The sequence below is a fragment of the Pseudotabrizicola alkalilacus genome, from assembly GCF_003443995.1.
GTDB classification, from domain to species: domain Bacteria; phylum Pseudomonadota; class Alphaproteobacteria; order Rhodobacterales; family Rhodobacteraceae; genus Pseudotabrizicola; species Pseudotabrizicola alkalilacus.
In genome coordinates this window covers 66502-84173 of sequence record NZ_QWEY01000001.1, presented here as the reverse complement: position 1 = coordinate 84173, position 17672 = coordinate 66502, and the positions used below count along the sequence as shown (strand labels likewise).

At 65.1% G+C, this 17672-nt stretch carries 17 protein-coding genes and 2 riboswitches; of the genes, 9 read left to right on the top strand and 8 right to left on the bottom strand.

Features of this window, described 5'->3' with window-relative positions:
• Positions 1–29: 29 nt before the first annotated feature.
• Genes D1012_RS00390 through D1012_RS00375 form a run of 4 tightly spaced genes read right to left on the bottom strand, consistent with a single transcriptional unit; the run spans position 30 to position 3763 of the window.
• Entirely contained in the window at positions 30–1082 is a 1053-nt protein-coding gene (locus D1012_RS00390) for a TRAP transporter substrate-binding protein (RefSeq protein ID WP_118149373.1), read from the bottom strand.
• A gap of 60 nt (positions 1083–1142) precedes the next feature.
• A complete protein-coding gene (locus D1012_RS00385) occupies positions 1143–2486 on the bottom strand; it encodes a TRAP transporter large permease (protein ID WP_118149372.1) in 1344 nt (447 codons plus the stop codon).
• Complete coding sequence (locus D1012_RS00380; protein ID WP_118149371.1) at positions 2486–2992, bottom strand: TRAP transporter small permease subunit; 507 nt, start codon at positions 2990–2992, stop codon at positions 2486–2488. The genes D1012_RS00385 and D1012_RS00380 overlap by 1 nt, the downstream gene beginning before the upstream one ends.
• Positions 2993–2995: 3 nt before the next feature.
• Entirely contained in the window at positions 2996–3763 is a 768-nt protein-coding gene (locus D1012_RS00375) for an N-formylglutamate amidohydrolase (protein WP_118149370.1), read from the bottom strand.
• Positions 3764–3932: 169 nt separating this feature from the next.
• On the opposite strand from D1012_RS00375, the gene D1012_RS00370 reads away from it, so the two are divergent.
• A complete protein-coding gene (locus tag D1012_RS00370) occupies positions 3933–4808 on the top strand; it encodes a MurR/RpiR family transcriptional regulator (RefSeq protein ID WP_118149369.1) in 876 nt (291 codons plus the stop codon).
• 43 nt (positions 4809–4851) lie between these two features.
• On the opposite strand, the gene D1012_RS00365 is transcribed toward D1012_RS00370, so the two are convergent.
• Positions 4852–5349, bottom strand: a complete 498-nt coding sequence (locus D1012_RS00365; protein ID WP_118149368.1) for a copper chaperone PCu(A)C — start codon at positions 5347–5349, stop codon at positions 4852–4854.
• A gap of 72 nt (positions 5350–5421) precedes the next feature.
• Positions 5422–5787, bottom strand: coding sequence for a hypothetical protein (locus D1012_RS00360; RefSeq protein ID WP_118149367.1), 366 nt, complete (start codon positions 5785–5787; stop codon positions 5422–5424).
• Between the two features lie 174 nt (positions 5788–5961).
• Positions 5962–6149: riboswitch (cobalamin riboswitch) on the top strand.
• 60 nt (positions 6150–6209) lie between these two features.
• On the opposite strand from D1012_RS00360, the gene bluB reads away from it, so the two are divergent.
• From bluB to cobD, 3 genes are read left to right on the top strand one after another with little or no spacing between them, the layout of a single operon-like run.
• Positions 6210–6911: a 5,6-dimethylbenzimidazole synthase gene (gene bluB / locus D1012_RS00355; RefSeq protein ID WP_118149988.1), complete on the top strand. Its 702-nt coding sequence runs from the start codon at positions 6210–6212 to the stop codon at positions 6909–6911.
• Entirely contained in the window at positions 6908–7774 is an 867-nt protein-coding gene (locus D1012_RS00350; protein ID WP_233516971.1) for a propanediol utilization protein, read from the top strand. The genes bluB and D1012_RS00350 overlap by 4 nt, the downstream gene beginning before the upstream one ends.
• Positions 7767–8732, top strand: a complete 966-nt coding sequence (cobD, locus tag D1012_RS00345) for a threonine-phosphate decarboxylase CobD (RefSeq protein WP_118149987.1) — start codon at positions 7767–7769, stop codon at positions 8730–8732. Before D1012_RS00350 ends, cobD begins: the two co-directional genes overlap by 8 nt.
• Positions 8733–8734: 2 nt before the next feature.
• Here cobD and D1012_RS00340 read toward each other — a convergent pair whose 3' ends face one another.
• Complete coding sequence (locus D1012_RS00340) at positions 8735–10180, bottom strand: cobyric acid synthase (protein ID WP_118149366.1); 1446 nt, start codon at positions 10178–10180, stop codon at positions 8735–8737.
• A gap of 69 nt (positions 10181–10249) precedes the next feature.
• Entirely contained in the window at positions 10250–10891 is a 642-nt protein-coding gene (gene cobO, locus D1012_RS00335) for a cob(I)yrinic acid a,c-diamide adenosyltransferase (protein WP_118149365.1), read from the bottom strand.
• A 46-nt stretch (positions 10892–10937) separates the two neighbouring features.
• A riboswitch (cobalamin riboswitch) is annotated at positions 10938–11175 on the top strand.
• An 86-nt stretch (positions 11176–11261) separates the two neighbouring features.
• Between cobO and D1012_RS00330 the strand changes: the two genes are divergently transcribed.
• From D1012_RS00330 to D1012_RS00310, 5 genes are read left to right on the top strand one after another with little or no spacing between them, the layout of a single operon-like run.
• Positions 11262–11618 (top strand): DUF1636 family protein, encoded by a 357-nt coding sequence (locus D1012_RS00330; RefSeq protein ID WP_118149364.1) that lies wholly within the window; start codon positions 11262–11264, stop codon positions 11616–11618.
• A 1-nt stretch (position 11619) separates the two neighbouring features.
• Positions 11620–12654, top strand: a complete 1035-nt coding sequence (cobW, locus tag D1012_RS00325; protein ID WP_118149363.1) for a cobalamin biosynthesis protein CobW — start codon at positions 11620–11622, stop codon at positions 12652–12654.
• 9 nt (positions 12655–12663) lie between these two features.
• Complete coding sequence (gene cobN, locus D1012_RS00320) at positions 12664–15900, top strand: cobaltochelatase subunit CobN (RefSeq protein ID WP_118149362.1); 3237 nt, start codon at positions 12664–12666, stop codon at positions 15898–15900.
• Positions 15900–17042 (top strand): precorrin-3B synthase, encoded by a 1143-nt coding sequence (gene cobG / locus D1012_RS00315; RefSeq protein ID WP_118149361.1) that lies wholly within the window; start codon positions 15900–15902, stop codon positions 17040–17042. The genes cobN and cobG overlap by 1 nt, the downstream gene beginning before the upstream one ends.
• Positions 17042–17671 (top strand): precorrin-8X methylmutase, encoded by a 630-nt coding sequence (locus tag D1012_RS00310; protein WP_118149360.1) that lies wholly within the window; start codon positions 17042–17044, stop codon positions 17669–17671. Before cobG ends, D1012_RS00310 begins: the two co-directional genes overlap by 1 nt.
• Position 17672: the final 1 nt, after the last annotated feature.

The window sequence follows — 17672 nt, the reverse complement described above, 5'->3', positions numbered from 1 at the left end:
ATGCGCCCCCGGTATCGCACAGGAAAGGATCAGCCGTAGCGATACGGACGCCCGGCTTTTTTCTGCACTTCGTTGTATTCCTTGAAGATCGCCACAACCTTGGCTTTCACCTCGGATTCTGCCGCGATTTCATCCCAGAACGTCACGGCCGCATCTTCGAGAGTGGCCCATTCCTCATCGGGGATCGTGGTCAGCTGCAGCTTGCCCCCGTTCAGGCGCAGGTCGGCTTCGCCGGCCCAGTACCAGTGCTGGCGGTAGTAGTGCGACTGTTCGAAACAGGTGGCCAGCATTTCCTGCAGGTGCGGTGGCAGGGCATTCCACTTGTCCATATTGGCAAAGAAGTGGCCGATCCACGCGCCCGAGATGTTGTTGGTCAGGAAATAGTTGGTCACGTTCGACCAGCCCACGGTATAGACCTCGGTGATGCCCGACCATGCGATGCCATCCAGCTCGCCGGTCTGCACCGCGACTTCGATGTCTTCCCATGGCAGCGTGACCGGAACCACGCCAAACTGGGTCAGAAAGCGGCCTGCGGTCGGGAAGGTAAAGATGCGCTTGCCTTTCAGATCCGCCAAAGAATTGATCGGGTCTTTGGTGGCAAAGTGGCACGGATCCCAGGCCCCTGCCGAGATATGCTTGACCCCGACCTTGGCGTATTCCTCTTCCCAGATCGCTTTCAGCCCGTATTTGTTGAACAGCGCGGGCACGTCGAGGCTATAGCGCAGCGCCATCGGGAAATAGCCGCCGAACACGGTGACTTCGGTGGGCGAGGCCATCGAGTCGTCATCGGATTGCACACAATCGATGGTGCCGCGCTGCATGGCCTGAAACAGCTCACCCGTCGGGACCAGCTGATCGGCATAGAAAAGCTCGATCTCCATCTGGCCCGCCGCCATCCGGTTAAAGGCGTCAATGGCAGGTTTCACCACCTCTTCGCCCAGCGCGGCCCCGGCATAAGTCTGCATGCGCCATTTGATCACGTCCTGCGCGCGGGTGACGGCAGGTGTGGCAAGCGTGGCCGCGCCTGCGCCCACGGCGAGGGTGGCAGTTTTGGTCAGAAAGGAACGTCTGGATGTTGTCATCAGGGATACCTCTTGTTGGTGGATGGGCGGGCGCGGTGTGACCGTGCCTCAATTTGACTCTCAGTTTCGATAGATCAGGTGCGGCAGCCAGAGCGCGATCTGCGGAAACGCCATGATCAGGCCAAGCGTCACGATCATCACGCCGACAAAAGGCGTCACCGAGCGATAGATGTCGCCCATGGTGATTTCCTTTGGCGCAAAGGCCCGCATCAGGAACAGGTTATAGCCGAAAGGCGGCGTCAGATAGGCAATCTGGCAGGTGATGGTATAGAGCACGCCATACCAGATCAGCACATCCTGACGCGGCAGGCCAAGGTCCAGCGTGGCCACCAGCGGCACATAGAGCGGGGCGACAATGACCAGCATCGCGGTATCGTCCAGAAACATCCCCATCAACAGGAACGACAGCTGCATCAGGATCAGGATGGTCCACGGCCCCATATGCAGCCGGTCGACAAACAGTGCCTCGACCGCCTTGACCGCGCCCAAACCGTCAAACACCGCGCCAAAGGACAGGGCGGCAAGGATCACCCACATGAACATGCAGGTGATGGCAAGCGTGCTGCGGGTCGCCACCTCGAACACCTTGCGGGTAAAGGTGCCCTTGATCACCGCGCCGATAACGGTGGCCGCAACCCCGATCACGCTGCTTTCGACCAGAGAGGTCCAGCCATAAATGAACGGCAGCATCATCGCGCCAAAGATGATGAACGGCAAAAGCCCGGCCCGCAGACTGCGCAGCTTTTCCGCCGTTGTGATCTGCGCCCGCTCTTCGACACTCAGCTCCGGGCCAAGATGCGGCTGAAACCGGCAGCGCAGGGTGATGTACAGGATGAACATCGACGCCATCAGCAGCCCCGGCATCAACCCGGCCAGCCACAGCTCTGACACCGGCGCGCGGGCGATCATGGCATACAGCACCAGCACGACCGAGGGCGGGATCAGGATACCAAGGCTCGACCCGGCCTGAATGACCCCCGTGACCATGCGCTTGTCATAGCCGCGCTTGAGCAGTTCCGGCAAAGCGATGGTCGATCCGATCGCCATACCGGCGACGCTCAACCCGTTCATCGCGGATATCAGCACCATCAGCAGGATCGTCCCCACCGCCAGCCCGCCCCGTACCCGGCCAAACCACAAATGGAACATGCGGTACAGATCATCGGCCAGCCGCGATTCCGACATCACATAGCCCATGAACACGAACATCGGCAGCGACAGCAGCGGATACCATTTCATCAGCTTCATGGTGGCGGAAAAGCCCATCTGCTCGCCGCCTTGGCCCCACAGCGCCATCGCCGACACCACGGCAACAAAGCCGATGATGCCGAACACCCGCTGCCCGGTCATCATCATCAACAGCATGGTCGAAAACATCAGGGCTGCGATCATCTCATAGGGCATCAGATGGTTTCCCCACGGATGGTGGCCACGTCACGGATCAATGCGGCAAGCGCCTGCAGCAGCATCAGGAAAAACCCGGTGCACAGGATCATCTTGATCGGCCACAGATAGGGCCGCCAGGCGGTCGGGCTGCGTTCGTTGTATTGTAGCGAATACAGCGTGGAATCGACCGCGCCCCACAGCATGACGCCAAGATAGAAGATCAGCGCCAACACCGTGATGGCATCCCACCACGCCTGCCGCACCGGGCTTTGCTGGGCATAGAACAGATCCATCCGCACATGGCTGCCCATCTGCATGGCATAGGGTCCGCCCAGCACGAAATAGGCCACCATCACAAACTGCGCCATTTCCAGCGTCCAAAGTGACGGCGCACCGGACGCCTTGCTGATCGTGGACCACATCAGAATGCCCATCAGCACGAACAGCAGATACATCGCCATCCGGCCCACGCCGTAGTTCAGCCGGTCGACCAGACGCACAAAACCTTTGGCAACGCGCGGCATCGCCTAACCCTCCGCCACTGCGGCAAGCGCCTGTTGCAGCACCGGGGCCAGACGGTCGGCCATCGCCTCAGCCTGTTCGGGCGTGGCGATCAGGTCATTGCGGATTTCCAGCATCGCATTGGCCAGCCCATAGGGCGTGGCCTGCAAGCGCAAGGTATGGGTGACGCCATCGGCGGCGGAATAGGGTTCGTTCAGCGCACAGGCGAGATCGGTCAGAGACTGTGCCGCCGCCACAATCGCCTTTGCCAGACGGTCATCGGCATCGTGGATCACGCCAAACTCCACCGCGCGCGGCTGGCCATGATAGACCGGCGTAAAGGAATGGAGCGTGATCACCACCGTGGCCCGCCCCAAGGCCAGGCGACGGACAATCTCGGCATGAAGCGCGGTGTGAAACGGCAGATACAGCGCCTCGGCCCGGTGCAGACGGTCCTGCGGGGTCAGGCCCAGATTGCCGGGAATGTCATGCACCTCGGACCGCGCCGCCATTGCGTCGGGGCGGTCGGGGCCACGGTTCAGATCATAGATCAACCGGCTGACGCGGGCGTGGACCAGGGCGGCGTCCAGCCGCTGTGCCAGCGCACGCGACAAGTCAAGCGCGCCCGGGTCCCACGCGACATGGGCGCGCTGCTGCGCCTCTGTCAGCCCCAGACTGCCCCAGGGCTCGGGAAAAGCATTGCTTGCATGTTCGCAGACCAGCAGAATGGCCCCCGCGGCGTCGCGGTTTTCGACGGTTGCCGCAAAATCTGTCTGGGTGGAATGCAGGCTCATCAGTGACTCGGCCCCCTGTCGCTGGCCCTAGGGTTCCTGATGTGACACGGTTCTGTCAAGAATTTTTCTTCTGCACAATTTCTGTTACAATCATTTCTAAAATCTCGCAGAGTGGTTGCAACACTCACCGTTCCCCGTGCAAATCGGGGGCAGAACTGGCAGGAATGGCATGAACATCGACCTTCCCCCCGGCGTTGAAGACCGAATGCGTGCGGCGCTGCCCGACCTGACACGGGCCGAGCGGCAGGTGGCAACCCATATCCTGCGGCATTATCCGGTCGCAGCACTTGGCTCGATCACCGCTTTGGCGCGGGCTGCAGAGGTGTCTACCCCGACGGTTGTGCGCCTGTGCCAGAAACTGGGCTATCGCGGCTACCCCGATTACCAATCCGCCCTGCGCGGCGAGGTGGGGGCGATGCTGGAATCACCACTGGTCAAGCATGACCGCTGGGCCGGTGGCGTGCCGGATACCCACATTCTGAACCGCTTTGCCGATGCGGTGGTCGCCAATCTGCAAGCCACACTCAGCCAGATCGACCACGCGGTGTTTGATGAGGTGGTGGCGCTGCTGGCCGACCCGTCGCGGCGGATCTTTGCCATGGGCGGGCGTATCACCCACGCCCATGCCGATTATCTGGTCTCACTGATGAAAGTGGTCCGGCCCGAAGTGACGCTGCTTTCAGACATGTCGAATACATGGCCCCCGGCCCTGCTGGATATGAAGGCGGGCGATGTGCTGGTGGCATTCGACATCCGGCGCTATGAAAACTCGGTGCTGCAGCTGGTGGAACTGGCCGTGGAACAAGGGGCCGAGGTTGTGGTGATCACCGACCGCTGGGTCAGCCCCGCCGCCGCCCATGCCCGCCACACCCTGACCTGCCATATCGAAGCGCCTTCGGCCTGGGATTCGACGGTGTCGATTCTGGTGCTGGTCGAAACGCTGCTGGCCAGCGTCCAAAGCCGCACATGGGGTCAGACCGAAGGCCGGATGAAGCGGCTGGAAACGCTGTATGACCGCTCGCGGTTTTTCCGGCGTTATCGGTAGAAAACCCGTGGCGTGGAACCGCCACGGGCCATTGCTGCGGGCCTCAGTGTCCCATGGCGGAATGGTCAACGCCATCCGACGGATCGACACTGAACTCCACCTCGACCCGGCCAGCCTGTTCAAAGATCAGCGTGGCAGGCACCATCTGCCCCTCAACCATCGGCTCGGTCAGACCCATGAACATGATGTGCATGCCGCCGCGTTCCAACAGCACCGTTTCACCGGCAGGGATTTCGATGGCATCGACGTGCATCATGCGCGCAACGCCATCGGCACTGTGCTCGGTAGTGTGCAGTTCGGAATGTTTGACCGAAGGCACCTCGATGCCGATCAGCCGGTCAGCGGTTGTGCCCTCATTGGCGATGCCCATATAGCCCGCCGCCGATTTCGCCGAAGCCACAGGTGCAAGGATATTGGGGTGAATGATCTCCAGATCACCGGCGGTCACGCCATGGGCCTGCACGCTGGTTGCCAGCGCTAGGGCGGCACAGAGGGCCAGCAGCGGAGCTTTGACGCAGTTCAGAGACGAGTGGATATACATGATGTTTGCCTTTTGGCTTAAGCACGGCGCGTTGCCGGCTGTCAGGACTGGATAGGGTTCAGACAGACAGGATCAGGCCAGAGGCGGCGCACGCGGCGCGCGGGCAGGGTCGTGCACAGCAGGCACGGTCTGGCGCGCACGCGGGGCAAAAACGGCGGCAATAATCTGCATATCCGCATCGCGGACCACGCAAGGGCTGGACGGGATCAGCGCTGGCCCCGTGGCTGTGCAGGCCAGACAGGGCAACGGCGACGCCGTATCACCGGACCCTGATGATCCGCACAGATCGGCCATGGCAAAGCCGGACAGCAAGAACGCCTCAATCGTCGCATCCTGCTGCATCGGCGCACGATGGCCAAAGCCAGCGACGCCAAGCGCAATCGCCAGAAGCGCAACCAAAGCCACGCCACGCAGCCATATGATCAGGGACAGGACCATAAACGCGGGATGCCGCAAATCGCGCGGCAAAGCAACGGGTCACTCTGTCACCCCGGTTTGCTCCGGGGCCACCCATCGCACCAGCGCGCAGAGTCACCAGACGGCGCGATGGGTCAGGCAAGCCTATGCCGGTCACCCCCGCAGCCAACCCCATTGTGAACCACCGGCTGAGCCGCTAGGCATCAGGTGTCTGGTGCCCCTCTGCGCTTGCAGTCGGGATAATCGGGAACGCGGTGCGACTCCGCGACGTGCCCAACGCTGTAAGGTGGACGGGGCCGCAACAGCCACTGGTCTGACAGACCGGGAAGGCGCGGCACCGGGTGAAACCAAGTCAGAAGACCGGCCAGACGAAACCGGGGCGCCCGATGGTCAGCGGGGGCCTTGTTTCTGATGACAGGGGTTTTGTCGTGACGAAAGACCAGATGCAGCCACAGCCCGTTCAGGCGTTTTCACCTGCCGAACGTAATGCCGTATACCACGCCATCTTTACCCGCCGCGATGTCCGCAGCCAGTTTACCCCGCGCCCCGTTGATGAGGATGTCTTGCTCCGCCTGCTAACCGCCGCGCATCACGCACCTTCGGTCGGGTTCATGCAGCCGTGGAATTTCATCGTGATCCGCAGCGATGACGTGAAAGCCGAGATCCACGACGCGTTTGAGCGCGCGAATGCCGAAGCGGCAGCGATGTTCAGCGCCGACCGTCAACCACTGTATTCCGCGTTGAAATTGCAGGGCATCCGTGAGGCCCCGGTGAACATTTGTATCACCTGTGACCGCACACGCGGCGGGCAGGTCGTGCTGGGCAGGACACATAACCGCGATATGGATCTGTACTCGACCGTCTGTGCCGCGCAGAACCTGTGGCTTGCGGCCCGCGCCGAGGGGATTGGCGTGGGCTGGGTCAGCATCTTTCACGACAGCGACCTGCGCCGGATTCTGAACCTGCCCGATCCGGTCGTGCCGGTGGCCTATCTGTGCCTCGGTCATGTCGATGCGCTGTATTCCGAACCCGAACTGCAGGTCAAAGGCTGGCAGGACCGGCTGGATCTTGGCGATCTGGTGTTTCAGGACCGCTGGCCGGACGCCTTGGCACAGGATTTGACACAGGATGATGACCGGCCATGACCTCTGCTTTTGCAGACCACCGCTTTGGGGGCATCCTGCGACAAGCCTGCCACTTTGGCGAATGGCTGCAAGGCCGGATGGGCGCTGACGGGCCGGTTGTTCTGGTCACCTTGCGGCCTGACGGCGTGTTCCTGCGGGCACGACGCCGGGCCAGTTCGCGCCTGTCCGTCAAGACACCTCATATGCCTGCAGGATTTCCCGTGCCTTTGCAGGTGCTGCGCCGGTTCCTGTCAGACCTGAACCTGCCTTTGACCGGCGCCTATCACCTGCATCCGGCCTTTCCGCCGGGGCTTGGCACCGGGGCCAGCACGGCGGCGCTGGTCGCCATCGCCCGGCTGGCCGGGTATTGCGGGCCGCCTGCCCTGCTCGCACGGGCCTGTGTTGCCGCCGAAGGGGCCAGCGACCCCCTGATGTTCAACCACCCCGACCGGTTGATCTGGTCCTCGCGCGAGGGCAAAGTGCTGACGCAGGGGCCAGCCCTGCCGCGCGCGCATCTGCTGGGCGGCTTCTTTGGCCCGCCGCTGCAGACCCGCGCGACCGACAGCGCCTATGACGATATCAGCGATCTGGCGGCGGCATGGCAGCGCGCGCGCAACCTTGCAGATTGCGCGGCCATTGCCCGTGACAGCGCCACCCGTTGCCTGTCCCGTCGCGGGCCTCCCGATGACCCGACCGCACAACTTGCCAGAGACCTCGGTGCTTTGGGCTGGTCCGCGTCGCATTCCGGGGCCGCCCGCGCGCTGATCTTTGCGCCGGGTGAGGTGCCCCGCCATGCCGCCGCCCGGATGCGCGAGGCGGGATTGCGCAACGTGCGGCCGCTGTTTACCGGGGATGGGCAGCAAGGGGTGGGCAAGCATGCGTGATCACGGCGGAAACCTTGACGCGGCGATGACGCGGTATGGCGGGCAGGGCTGGATTGATCTGTCGACCGGGATCAACCGCCGCCCCTATCCTCTGCCCACCATTCCCGCAACCGCGTGGACAGCGCTGCCGACGCAGACCGCCAAAGCCCGGCTGGTCGAGGTGGCACGCGCAGCATGGCAGGTTGCCGCGCCGACCAAAGCCCTGTCGCTGGCTGGGGCGCAAGCCGCGATCCAACTGGTGCCGCTGCTGCGCCCGACCGAGCGGGCCATGGTTCTGTCGCCCACCTATAACGAACACGCCGCCTGCCTGTCCGCCCACGGTTGGCACCTGACCGAAGCAGCAAGTCTGGATGCGCTTCACGGGGCCGATCTGGCGGTCGTGGTCAACCCCAACAACCCGGACGGGCGCAGATGGCTGCCGGAACACCTGCTGGCACTGGCCGGAACCGTCGGCTTTCTGGTGGTCGACGAGAGCTTTGCCGATGCCACGCCAGAGCTGTCCCTGCTGTCCCGGGAGCTGCCCGAGAATGTGCTGGTGCTGCGGTCCTTTGGCAAATTCTACGGGCTGGCCGGGGTGCGGCTTGGCTTTGCCTTTGGGGCCGCAACGGTCATTGACCGGCTGGAGGCGATGGCGGGGCCGTGGCCGGTGCCCGGCCCGGCCCTGCACATCGGCGCACTGGCCTTGGCCGATACCGCATGGGCCGACGAAATGCGCCACCAACTTGTCACCGATGCTGCGCGTGCCGATGCGCTCGCCACTGCCGCTGGCTGGCCGCTGACCGGCGGCACCCCTCTGTTCCGCACCTATCACACGCCGGATGCTGCCGCCGCGCAGGGCGATCTGGCCCGCCACCGGATCTGGAGCCGGATCTTCCCCTACTCCCGCCACTGGCTGCGGCTTGGCCTGCCGGGACCAGAGGCCGAATGGGACAGGCTGGCCGCCGCCTTGTGCCCCTGACGCTACCGCGCCAGAGCCAGCAACCCCGTCACGTCCAGATGCGCCTCGACATGATCGGCCAGCGCATCGAGCGTGTCCTCCACCACCCCGGCATGAGACCGCAGCGGCGCGGCAATGCCAAGACCCGCCAGATAGGCCGCGCGGAACCTGTCAGAGCTGAACAGCCCGTGCAGATAGCTTCCCGCCACGCGCCCGCCGAGGCTGACCGCGCCCTCTGCCCGTCCCTCGACCTGGGCAAAGGGCCGGGCGCAATCGGGGCCAATGGTCCGGCCGATGTGAATCTCATACCCATCAACCGTCAAGGCGGTCGCCGCATGCACCGCCTGCACCCGTGCCAGCCGTTTGTCGGCGGTCATGACGGTGGCGACATCCAGCAGGCCCAACCCTTCGGTGCTGCCTGCTGGCCCCTCGATGCCCTGCGGGTCGGCAATCTCACGGCCCAGCATCTGATAGCCGCCACAGATCCCCAGCACATGCCCGCCCCGGCGCACATGCGCTTTCAGGTCAATGTCCCAGCCCTGCGCCCGCAGAAACGCCAGATCGCCGCGTGTCGATTTTGAACCGGGGATAATCACCAGCCGGGCCTCTGCCGGGATCGGTTGACCGGGCCGGACCATGACCAGCCGCACACCGGGTTCAGATTTCAGCGGGTCCAGATCGTCAAAATTCGCGATGCGCGACAGGGTCAGACAGGCAATGGTCACGCCAGTGCCCGAAGGTTCTGACCGGATGTCCAGCGCATCCTCGGCGGGCAGCAGATGCGCCTTGTCGAACCACGGCAGCACGCCAAAGCCGGGCCAGCCGGTACGGGCCTCGATCAGGGCATAGCCATCATCAAACAGGCGGGGGTCACCGCGGAACTTGTTGATCAGAAATCCCGCGACCATCGCGCTGTCGGCGGGGTCCATCACCACCTGCGTTCCGATGATCTGGGCAATGACGCCACCCCGGTCAATGTCGCCGGTCAGCACCACCGGCACATCTGCGGCACGGGCAAAGCCCATGTTGGCAATGTCACCCGCCCGCAGGTTGACCTCTGCCGGGCTGCCCGCCCCCTCAACGATCACCAGATCATATGCTGCACGCAGCCGGTGAAAGCTCTCCAGCACCGACACCATCAACTTGGGCTTCAGGCTGGCATAGTCGCGCGCCCGCACGGTTGCCACCCGCCGCCCCTGAACGATAACCTGCGCGCCGACATCGGTTTCGGGCTTGAGCAGAACCGGGTTCATGTCCGTCACCGGCTCCAGCCCGCAGGCCATCGCCTGCAGAGCCTGTGCCCGGCCGATCTCGCCGCCATCCACCGTGACCGCCGCGTTGTTGGACATGTTCTGTGGCTTGAAGGGAGCCACCGAAAGCCCCCTGCACCGCGCCGCCCGGCACACCCCCGCCACCAGCATCGACTTGCCGACGTTCGATCCGCAGCCCTGTATCATCAGCGCTGTCATCTCAGCTTTCGCCCCCCGCGCCACGCTGCCTGCGGGAGCCTCTGGCTGGCGTTGCCCGCACTCTGCGCATCAGAATTCGACCCCGGGCTGCCCCTTGATGCCAGAGCGGAACGGGTGCTTGATCAGGGTCATTTCCGTCACGAGATCCGCCGCTTCGATCAGCGCATCCTTGGCATTGCGCCCGGTCAGGCACACATGGGTCAGCGGTGGCTTTTCGTCGCGCAGAAAGGCAAGCACCTCGTCGATGTCCAGATAGTCGTAGCGCAGGGCGATGTTGATTTCGTCCAGCAGCACAAAGCGGATGTCAGGGTTGCGGATCAGATCTTTCGCCTTTTCCCAACCCTTGCGCGCCGCTGCGATATCGCGGGCCTTGTCCTGGGTTTCCCAGGTAAAGCCTTCGCCCATCGCATGAAACTGGCACAAATGCGGGAAATGCCCCTCGATCATGCGGCGCTCACCGGTATCCCAGGCGCCCTTGATGAACTGGACCACGGCGCAGGGCATTTCATGCGCGATGCAGCGCAGGATCATCCCGAAACCAGAGGAAGATTTGCCCTTGCCCGCCCCGGTATGCACGATGATCAGACCCTTTTCGCCTTCTTTCCCGCTCATCATGCGATCGCGGGCGGCCTTTTTCTTGGCCATCTTGGCCGCATGGCGGGCAAGCTCTGCGTCTGTGTTTGCTGCATCCGTGTCGTTTACATCCGTCATCGTGCCGGTCCTTTTCCTTGACACCGCCCCCCGCTGTGGCAAAGGAGTCGGAAGACTAAGCGCTGGTGCCTGTCCTACGGCAGGCCAAAAGGGAATGCGACAGGTTTTGCGGCCCACAGGGCCCCAAGGCCAAAGTGCAGCCGCCCCCGCGACCGTGACCGGAAAGGTCTGTTCATGCCACTGGCCGCAAGGCTGGGAAGGGGAACAGAGCGCCGGACCCCGAGCCATCCGGCAAGGGTCCGATATCCACAAGCCGGGAGACCTGCCAGCGCCTGAACTGAAACACGGACGGGGTGTGCCGTGACCTTCGGAACGGGGCTTTCTGCCCTTGCCGTCGGCCATTCCCCGTTTGTCTGCTCAAGGGGTTTGCATGGCCGCCGTCTTACACATCTGCATGACCTGCCGCGCCGGACAGCCGGTGCCCGAGGGCACGACCTGCCCCGGTGCCCGGCTGTATGAGGCTCTGGCCGCCGACGGGATGCCCGAAGGGCTGACCCTGCGCCCGGTCGAGTGCCTGTCTGCCTGTGATCACGGGTGCAGCATCGCGCTGAGCAAGCCCGGCAGCTGGTCCTATGTCTATGGCCGCATGACAGAGGCCGACGCGCCGGAGATCCTGCGCGGTGCCGCACTGTATGCCGCCACACCTGATGGTCTGGTGCCCTGGCGTGACCGGCCCGTGATCTTTCGCAAGCAGAGCCTTGCCCGACTTCCCCCATTGGAGAGCTGAAATGACCAACCTGACCAAAATCCCCGTCACCGTCATCACCGGCTTTCTGGGCGCGGGCAAGACCACGCTGATCCGGCATCTGATGCAGAACCCGCAGGGCAAACGGCTGGCCATTCTGGTCAACGAATTCGGAACGGTCGGCGTCGATGGCGACATCCTGAAATCCTGTGCCGACGAAAGCTGCCCGGTCGAAAACATCGTCGAGCTGGCGAATGGCTGCATCTGCTGCACCGTGGCCGATGATTTCATCCCGACGATCGAGGCGCTGATGGCCCTGCCACAACCGCCCGATCATATCCTGATCGAAACCTCTGGTCTGGCATTGCCCAAGCCATTGCTGAAAGCCTTTGACTGGCCGGCGATCCGGTCACGGATCACGGTCGATGGCGTCATCGCGCTGGCCGATGCCGATGCCGTCGCGGCAGGCCGGTTTGCGCCCGATGTGGCAGCGGTAGATGCCCAGCGTCTGGCCGATGAGGCGATTGACCATGAAACCCCGCTGTCAGAGGTGTTTGAAGATCAGATCGCCTGTGCCGATGTCGTGTTGCTGTCAAAGGCCGATCTGGCGGGCGAAGCCGGGCTCGCCAAGGCCCGCGCGATGATCGAGGCAGAGGCCCCGCGCCGCCTGCCGATTCTGGCGATGACCGATGGTATCATTGACCCGCGTGTGATCCTGGGGCTGAACGCCGCCGCCGAAGATGATCTTGCCGCGCGTCCCAGCCATCACGATGGCCATGACGATCACGAGCATGATGATTTTGCCTCGGTGGTGATTGATCTGCCCGAGATCACCGACCCGGATGATCTGGTCGCCCGCATCCAGCGCCTTGCGCGCGAGCAGCATATCCTGCGGATCAAGGGCCATGTCGCGGTTCAGGGCAAGCCGATGCGCCTGCTTGTGCAGGCCGTGGGCGAACGGGTGCGCCAGCAGTTCGACCGTCCCTGGGGCACCGACCCGCGCCGGTCGCGGCTGGTGGTCATTGCCGAACACCATGACATCGACGAAACTGCACTCCTCAGCGTATTGAGGGGCTGAAACCGCATCATGCATGTCGTCTTCCGCGAGACCCATGGTCTGGATCAGACCGAAGCTCCGTTTGATCCGGGTCAAGACCCGGCAGAGCTGGTGGTGCTGTCATTTTCCGACAGCGACCTTGGGGCCTTTGCGGCGGGCTGGCACCGCGCGGCGGGGGCGTTGCCCGCGCTGCGGTTGCAGAACATTGTTGCGCTGAAACATCCGGTCTCGGTCGATACCTATGTCGAGCAGACCCTGACCGGGGCCAAGGCCATTCTGATCCGCCTGATCGGCGGCGAGGCGTATTGGCCCTATGGCATTGCGTCGGTGCAGGATCTGGCCCGACGGCGCGGAATTGCGCTGGCGATCCTGCCCGCCGACGGGCGGCCCGATCAGGCGCTGGATGCGGCGTCAACCTTGCCCGTCTCGACCCTACGGCGGTTGCAGGAGCTGTGTGACGCCGGGGGTGCTGTGGCGGCGCAGGCGGCTCTGGCGCAGCTTTGCCTTGCGGCCGGGCTGTATGCCGGCCCCGTGCCGGGCGACAAGCGGGTGCCGGATTTCGGGTTCTATGACCCCGAGCGCGGCGTGATCACTGCCCCGCCAGGGGGGCCACTGGTGCTGGTCAGCCTGTATCGCAGCTATGTGACCGCCGCCGATACCGCCCCGGTTGATGCGCTGATCCATGCGTTGCGTCAGGCCGGGTTTGCGGCTTGCGGGGTGTTTGCGCCCTCGCTCAAGGCCCCCGGCTTTGCCGATTGGCTGCGGCCCCGGCTCAGCGCCGCGCCGCCGGTTGCCATCGTGAATGCCACCGCGTTTTCGGCGCGGGCGGATGACGGCTCCACGCCGTTTGACGGCATGGACTGCCCGGTGTTTCAGGTGGCCCTGTCCACGGCCCGCAAGCGGGACTGGCGCGAGTCAGACCGCGGCTTGTCGCCTGCCGATCTGGCGATGCATGTGGTGCTTCCCGAGGTCGATGGCCGGCTGTTTGCCGGCGTGGTCTCGTTCAAATCGCCGGGGCAACGTGACCCCGATCTGCAGTTTTCCCGCTTTGCCCACCGCGCCGACCCGGAGCAGGTCGCGCGGGTGGTGGCGCGGGTGCAGGCGTGGCACCGGCTGTCCGCCAGTGCAACGGCGGACCGGGCTCTGGCAGTGGTCTTGTCCACCTATCCCGGCCGCCCGCATCAGATGGCGCATGCGGTCGGTCTGGATGCCCTCGCCTCGACCGAGGCGCTTTTGACGGACCTTAGCGATGCAGGGTATCACGCCCCGAAGGATGACGCGCTGAGCGACGCCCTGATGCAGACCCGTCTGCACTGGCCTCTCGCGGACTATCTCGCGGCGCTCGACACGCTGTCACCTGACCTGCGCGCGGCGCTTTATGCGGCTTGGGGCCAGCCCGAGGATGACCCGGCCTTTGCCGACGCAACCTTTCAGTTCGCCGCCCTGCGCCGGGGCAAGATCCTGATCGCTTTGCAGCCGGAACGGGGTGAGGTCGATGCCCGCGACGCGCACTATCACGATCTGGCGCGCATTCCGCGTCATGGCTATGTCGCATTCTACCTCTGGCTTCGGTCACTGGGGCTGCATGCGATGGTGCATATGGGCGCACATGGCACGCTGGAATGGCTGCCCGGCAAATCCGTCGCCCTGTCCGGCGCGTGCTGGCCCGAGGCGCTGACCGGGGATCTGCCGGTGATCTACCCGTTCATCGTCAACGATCCGGGTGAGGCGGCGCAGGCCAAACGCCGGATCGGCGCTGTCACGATCGGGCATCTGCCGCCGCCGCTGGCACAATCTGCCGTGCCACAGGCGATGCAGCGGCTGGAACGGCTGCTGGACGAATATTCCACCGCCGATGGGCTTGACCCCGGCCGCCGTGACCGGCTGATCACCGACATCCGCACCGAAGCCCGTGCCACCGGGGTCGAGGATGACCTTGGCCTGCCCGCCAACGCAGGCATGGCCGAGGCGATCACACGGATCGACCGTTTTGTCTGCGACATCAAGGAAAGCCAGTACGGTCAGGGGCTGCACACCTTTGGCCGGGGCGCATGTGGCGATGCCGAGCGGGCCGGGCTGATGACCGCACTTGCGGGGCGCAGGGTCGCGCCCGGCCCCTCCGGCTCGCCCGCGCGGGGGCGCAGCGATGTGTTGCCGACCGGGCGCAACCTGTTTTCCGTCGATCCCCGCGCCGTACCCACCCGGTCTGCCCATGCGCAGGGGGTGAAGCTGGCCGAAGAGCTGTTGCGCAAGCATTTGCAGGATCACGGCGACTGGCCGCGTGGTCTGGTGGTCGATCTGTGGGGCAGCGCCACCATGCGCACGGCGGGCGAGGAATTTGCCATGGCGCTGCATCTGGCCGGGCTGGCCCCGGTCTGGGATGCGGGCTCTGGCCGGGTGTCGGGGGTCGAAGTGGTGCCACTGGCCCTGCTGGGCCGCCCGCGCATCAGCGTGACGCTGCGCGTCTCAGGCCTGTTCCGCGACGTGTTTCCGGGGCTGGCGGCGCTGTTTGAAACCGGGGCCGCAGCTTTGGCCGCGCGTGACGAGGCGGCAGAGGACAATCCCTACCGCGACCCGTCGGCGCGGGTGTTCGGGCCGCGTCCGGGGCAGTATGGCCTGGGGATGGGCGTGGCGATGGGTGATTTCACCGATCAGGCCCGCGCGGCGGCGGGCGAGGCGTGGCTGGCCTCCTCGTCCTGGGCGATTGGCGCGGATGGCATCAGCCGCGATGACCGCGCCGGGCTGGAGGCGCGGCTGCGCGCGGCAGATGCCTTTGTTCATGCGCAGGACTTGCCGGAAAGTGACCTGCTGCTGGCCGCCGATTATGCCGCACACGAGGCGGGGTTTGCCGCCGCAATGGCGCGGCTGGGGGCGGAACGCCCGGCCCTGTATCATCTGGATGCAACCCAGCCCGACCGCCCGCGCGCCCGCAGCCTGACCGAAGAAATTGCCCGCGTGGTGCGCGCCCGCGCCGCCAACCCTGCCTGGGCGGACGGGATGATGGCGCATGGCTTTCGCGGCGCGGCGGAGATTACCGCGACGCTGGACCATATGGCCGCCTTTGCCCATCTGGCCGGGGTGGTGCCGCCGCATCTGTTCGACCTGTACCACGAGGCCACGCTGGGCCGCGACGATGTGGTGGCCTTCATGGCGCAGGAAAATCCGGGCGCGCTGGCCGCGCTGCAGGATCTGTTCCGACGGTTGAACGACGCCGGGCTCTGGGTCACGCGGCGCAACTCCATCGCCGCTGCCATGGGGGCTCTGTGATGACCGGCGCGGGATTCGTGGTGCAAGGCTGGTGCCCCGGTGCGCTGCGCCCGATGATGTCGGGCGACGGGCTGGTGGTGCGGGTGCGCCCCGATGCCGGACGGCTGAGCCAGACACAGGCGGCGGGTATCGCAGCGGCAGCGCAGGCGCATGGCAACGGCGTGATTGATCTGTCAGGCCGGGGCAATGTGCAGGTGCGCGGCGTGACAGAGGCCAGCCACCCTGCCCTGATCGCCGATCTGCGCGCCCTTGGCCTGATCGACACCGACGCCGCACAAGAGGCGCAGCGCAACCTGCTGGTCACACCCTTTGCCGATGCTGTGACAGAGGCACTGGCGCAGACCCTTGCGGCGGCTCTTGCGGATATGCCGGTTCTGCCGGGCAAGTTCGGCTTTGCCATCGACACCGGCCCTGCGCCGGTTCTGCACTCCGTCCCCGCCGATATCCGGCTGGAGCGTAACAGCGCGGGCGGGTTGATCCTGCGCTGTGACGGTCTGCCTTTGGGCGCGCCGGTTGAACCTGCGGACGTCGGCCAGCAAGCGGTCGCCCTTGCACAGTGGTTTGTGGCCTCTGGCGGCGTGACCGGTGGCCGGGGCCGTATGGCCGGTCTGATCGCGCGCGGGGTGCAGCCCAAGGGTCCGCTGGCGGGCAGCGTGGCCCCTGCCCCTGCCGCTGTGGCACCTGCGCCGGGGTTATATCCGCAGGGCGCTATGGTCGGTTTCGCATTCGGGCAGATGCAGGCCGGAACGCTGGCCGCTTTGGCGCAGCGGGGCGACCTGCGGGTGACGCCGTGGCGGATGCTGCTGATCCGGGGCCTGACCCGGCTTCCCGATCTGCCGGGGCTGATCCTGTGCGCGGATGACCCGCTGCGCCGCGTGTCGGCCTGCACCGGCACGCCCGGCTGTCTGCAGGCGCATGAGCCGGTGCGCCCGCTGGCCCGCCGCCTTGCCGCCTTTGTACCCGAGGGCAAAACGCTGCACGTCTCGGGCTGCGCCAAAGGCTGCGCCCATCCTGCGGTGGCCGATGTGACACTGGTGGCCACGCCGCAGGGCTTTGACCGCATCCGGCACGGCACCGCACAGGACACGCCCGACGCACAGGGCCTGTCCGCGCCTGACATTGATCTGAAAGGATTGTTCTGATGCCGCATGTCTATGAAACCGACGGGGCCGCGATCTATCTGCACTCCTTTGCCACCATCCGGGCAGAGGCAGAGCTTGCGCGCTTTACCCCTGAGGAAGAGGTCGTAGTGGTGCGGATGATCCACGCGGCGGGCATGGTCGGGCTGGAACAGTCGGTGCGCTTTACCCCCGGAATGGCTGTGGCTGCGCGTACGGCACTGGAGGCAGGTGCGCCGATCCTGTGCGATGTGCGCATGGTCAGCGAAGGCATCACCCGCACCCGGTTGCCTGCCGCAAATGCGGTGATCTGCACTTTGAAAGACCCGTCGGTGCCCGCCCTTGCCGCAAAGATTGGCAACACGCGGTCTGCGGCGGCGGTGGAGCTGTGGCGGCCGCATCTGGCGGGCGCGGTGGTGGCCATCGGCAATGCGCCGACGGCGCTGTTTCATCTGCTGAACATGCTCGAAGACCCCGATTGCCCCCGCCCCGCCGCCATCATCGGTTGCCCGGTCGGCTTTGTCGGCGCGGCAGAGTCGAAAGCGGCGCTGATTGCCGCGCCCCCGGTGCCCGCGATGATTGTCGAAGGGCGGTTGGGCGGATCGGCCATCACCGTTGCGGCGGTCAACGCGCTGGCCTGTCGCAAGGAATGAC

Bases quoted from the DNA above. Each gene is read 5' to 3' on its own strand.
- D1012_RS00390 (WP_118149373.1), bottom strand. From the start codon at position 1,082: ATGACAACATCCAGACGTTCCTTTCTGACCAAAACTGCCACCCTCGCC.
- D1012_RS00385 (WP_118149372.1), bottom strand. From the start codon at position 2,486: ATGCCCTATGAGATGATCGCAGCCCTGATGTTTTCGACCATGCTGTTG.
- D1012_RS00380 (WP_118149371.1), bottom strand. From the start codon at position 2,992: ATGCCGCGCGTTGCCAAAGGTTTTGTGCGTCTGGTCGACCGGCTGAAC.
- D1012_RS00375 (WP_118149370.1), bottom strand. From the start codon at position 3,763: ATGAGCCTGCATTCCACCCAGACAGATTTTGCGGCAACCGTCGAAAAC.
- D1012_RS00370 (WP_118149369.1), top strand. From the start codon at position 3,933: ATGAACATCGACCTTCCCCCCGGCGTTGAAGACCGAATGCGTGCGGCG.
- D1012_RS00365 (WP_118149368.1), bottom strand. From the start codon at position 5,349: ATGTATATCCACTCGTCTCTGAACTGCGTCAAAGCTCCGCTGCTGGCC.
- D1012_RS00360 (WP_118149367.1), bottom strand. From the start codon at position 5,787: ATGGTCCTGTCCCTGATCATATGGCTGCGTGGCGTGGCTTTGGTTGCG.
- bluB (WP_118149988.1), top strand. From the start codon at position 6,210: ATGCAGCCACAGCCCGTTCAGGCGTTTTCACCTGCCGAACGTAATGCC.
- D1012_RS00350 (WP_233516971.1), top strand. From the start codon at position 6,908: ATGACCTCTGCTTTTGCAGACCACCGCTTTGGGGGCATCCTGCGACAA.
- cobD (WP_118149987.1), top strand. From the start codon at position 7,767: ATGCGTGATCACGGCGGAAACCTTGACGCGGCGATGACGCGGTATGGC.
- D1012_RS00340 (WP_118149366.1), bottom strand. From the start codon at position 10,180: ATGACAGCGCTGATGATACAGGGCTGCGGATCGAACGTCGGCAAGTCG.
- cobO (WP_118149365.1), bottom strand. From the start codon at position 10,891: ATGACGGATGTAAACGACACGGATGCAGCAAACACAGACGCAGAGCTT.
- D1012_RS00330 (WP_118149364.1), top strand. From the start codon at position 11,262: ATGGCCGCCGTCTTACACATCTGCATGACCTGCCGCGCCGGACAGCCG.
- cobW (WP_118149363.1), top strand. From the start codon at position 11,620: ATGACCAACCTGACCAAAATCCCCGTCACCGTCATCACCGGCTTTCTG.
- cobN (WP_118149362.1), top strand. From the start codon at position 12,664: ATGCATGTCGTCTTCCGCGAGACCCATGGTCTGGATCAGACCGAAGCT.
- cobG (WP_118149361.1), top strand. From the start codon at position 15,900: ATGACCGGCGCGGGATTCGTGGTGCAAGGCTGGTGCCCCGGTGCGCTG.
- D1012_RS00310 (WP_118149360.1), top strand. From the start codon at position 17,042: ATGCCGCATGTCTATGAAACCGACGGGGCCGCGATCTATCTGCACTCC.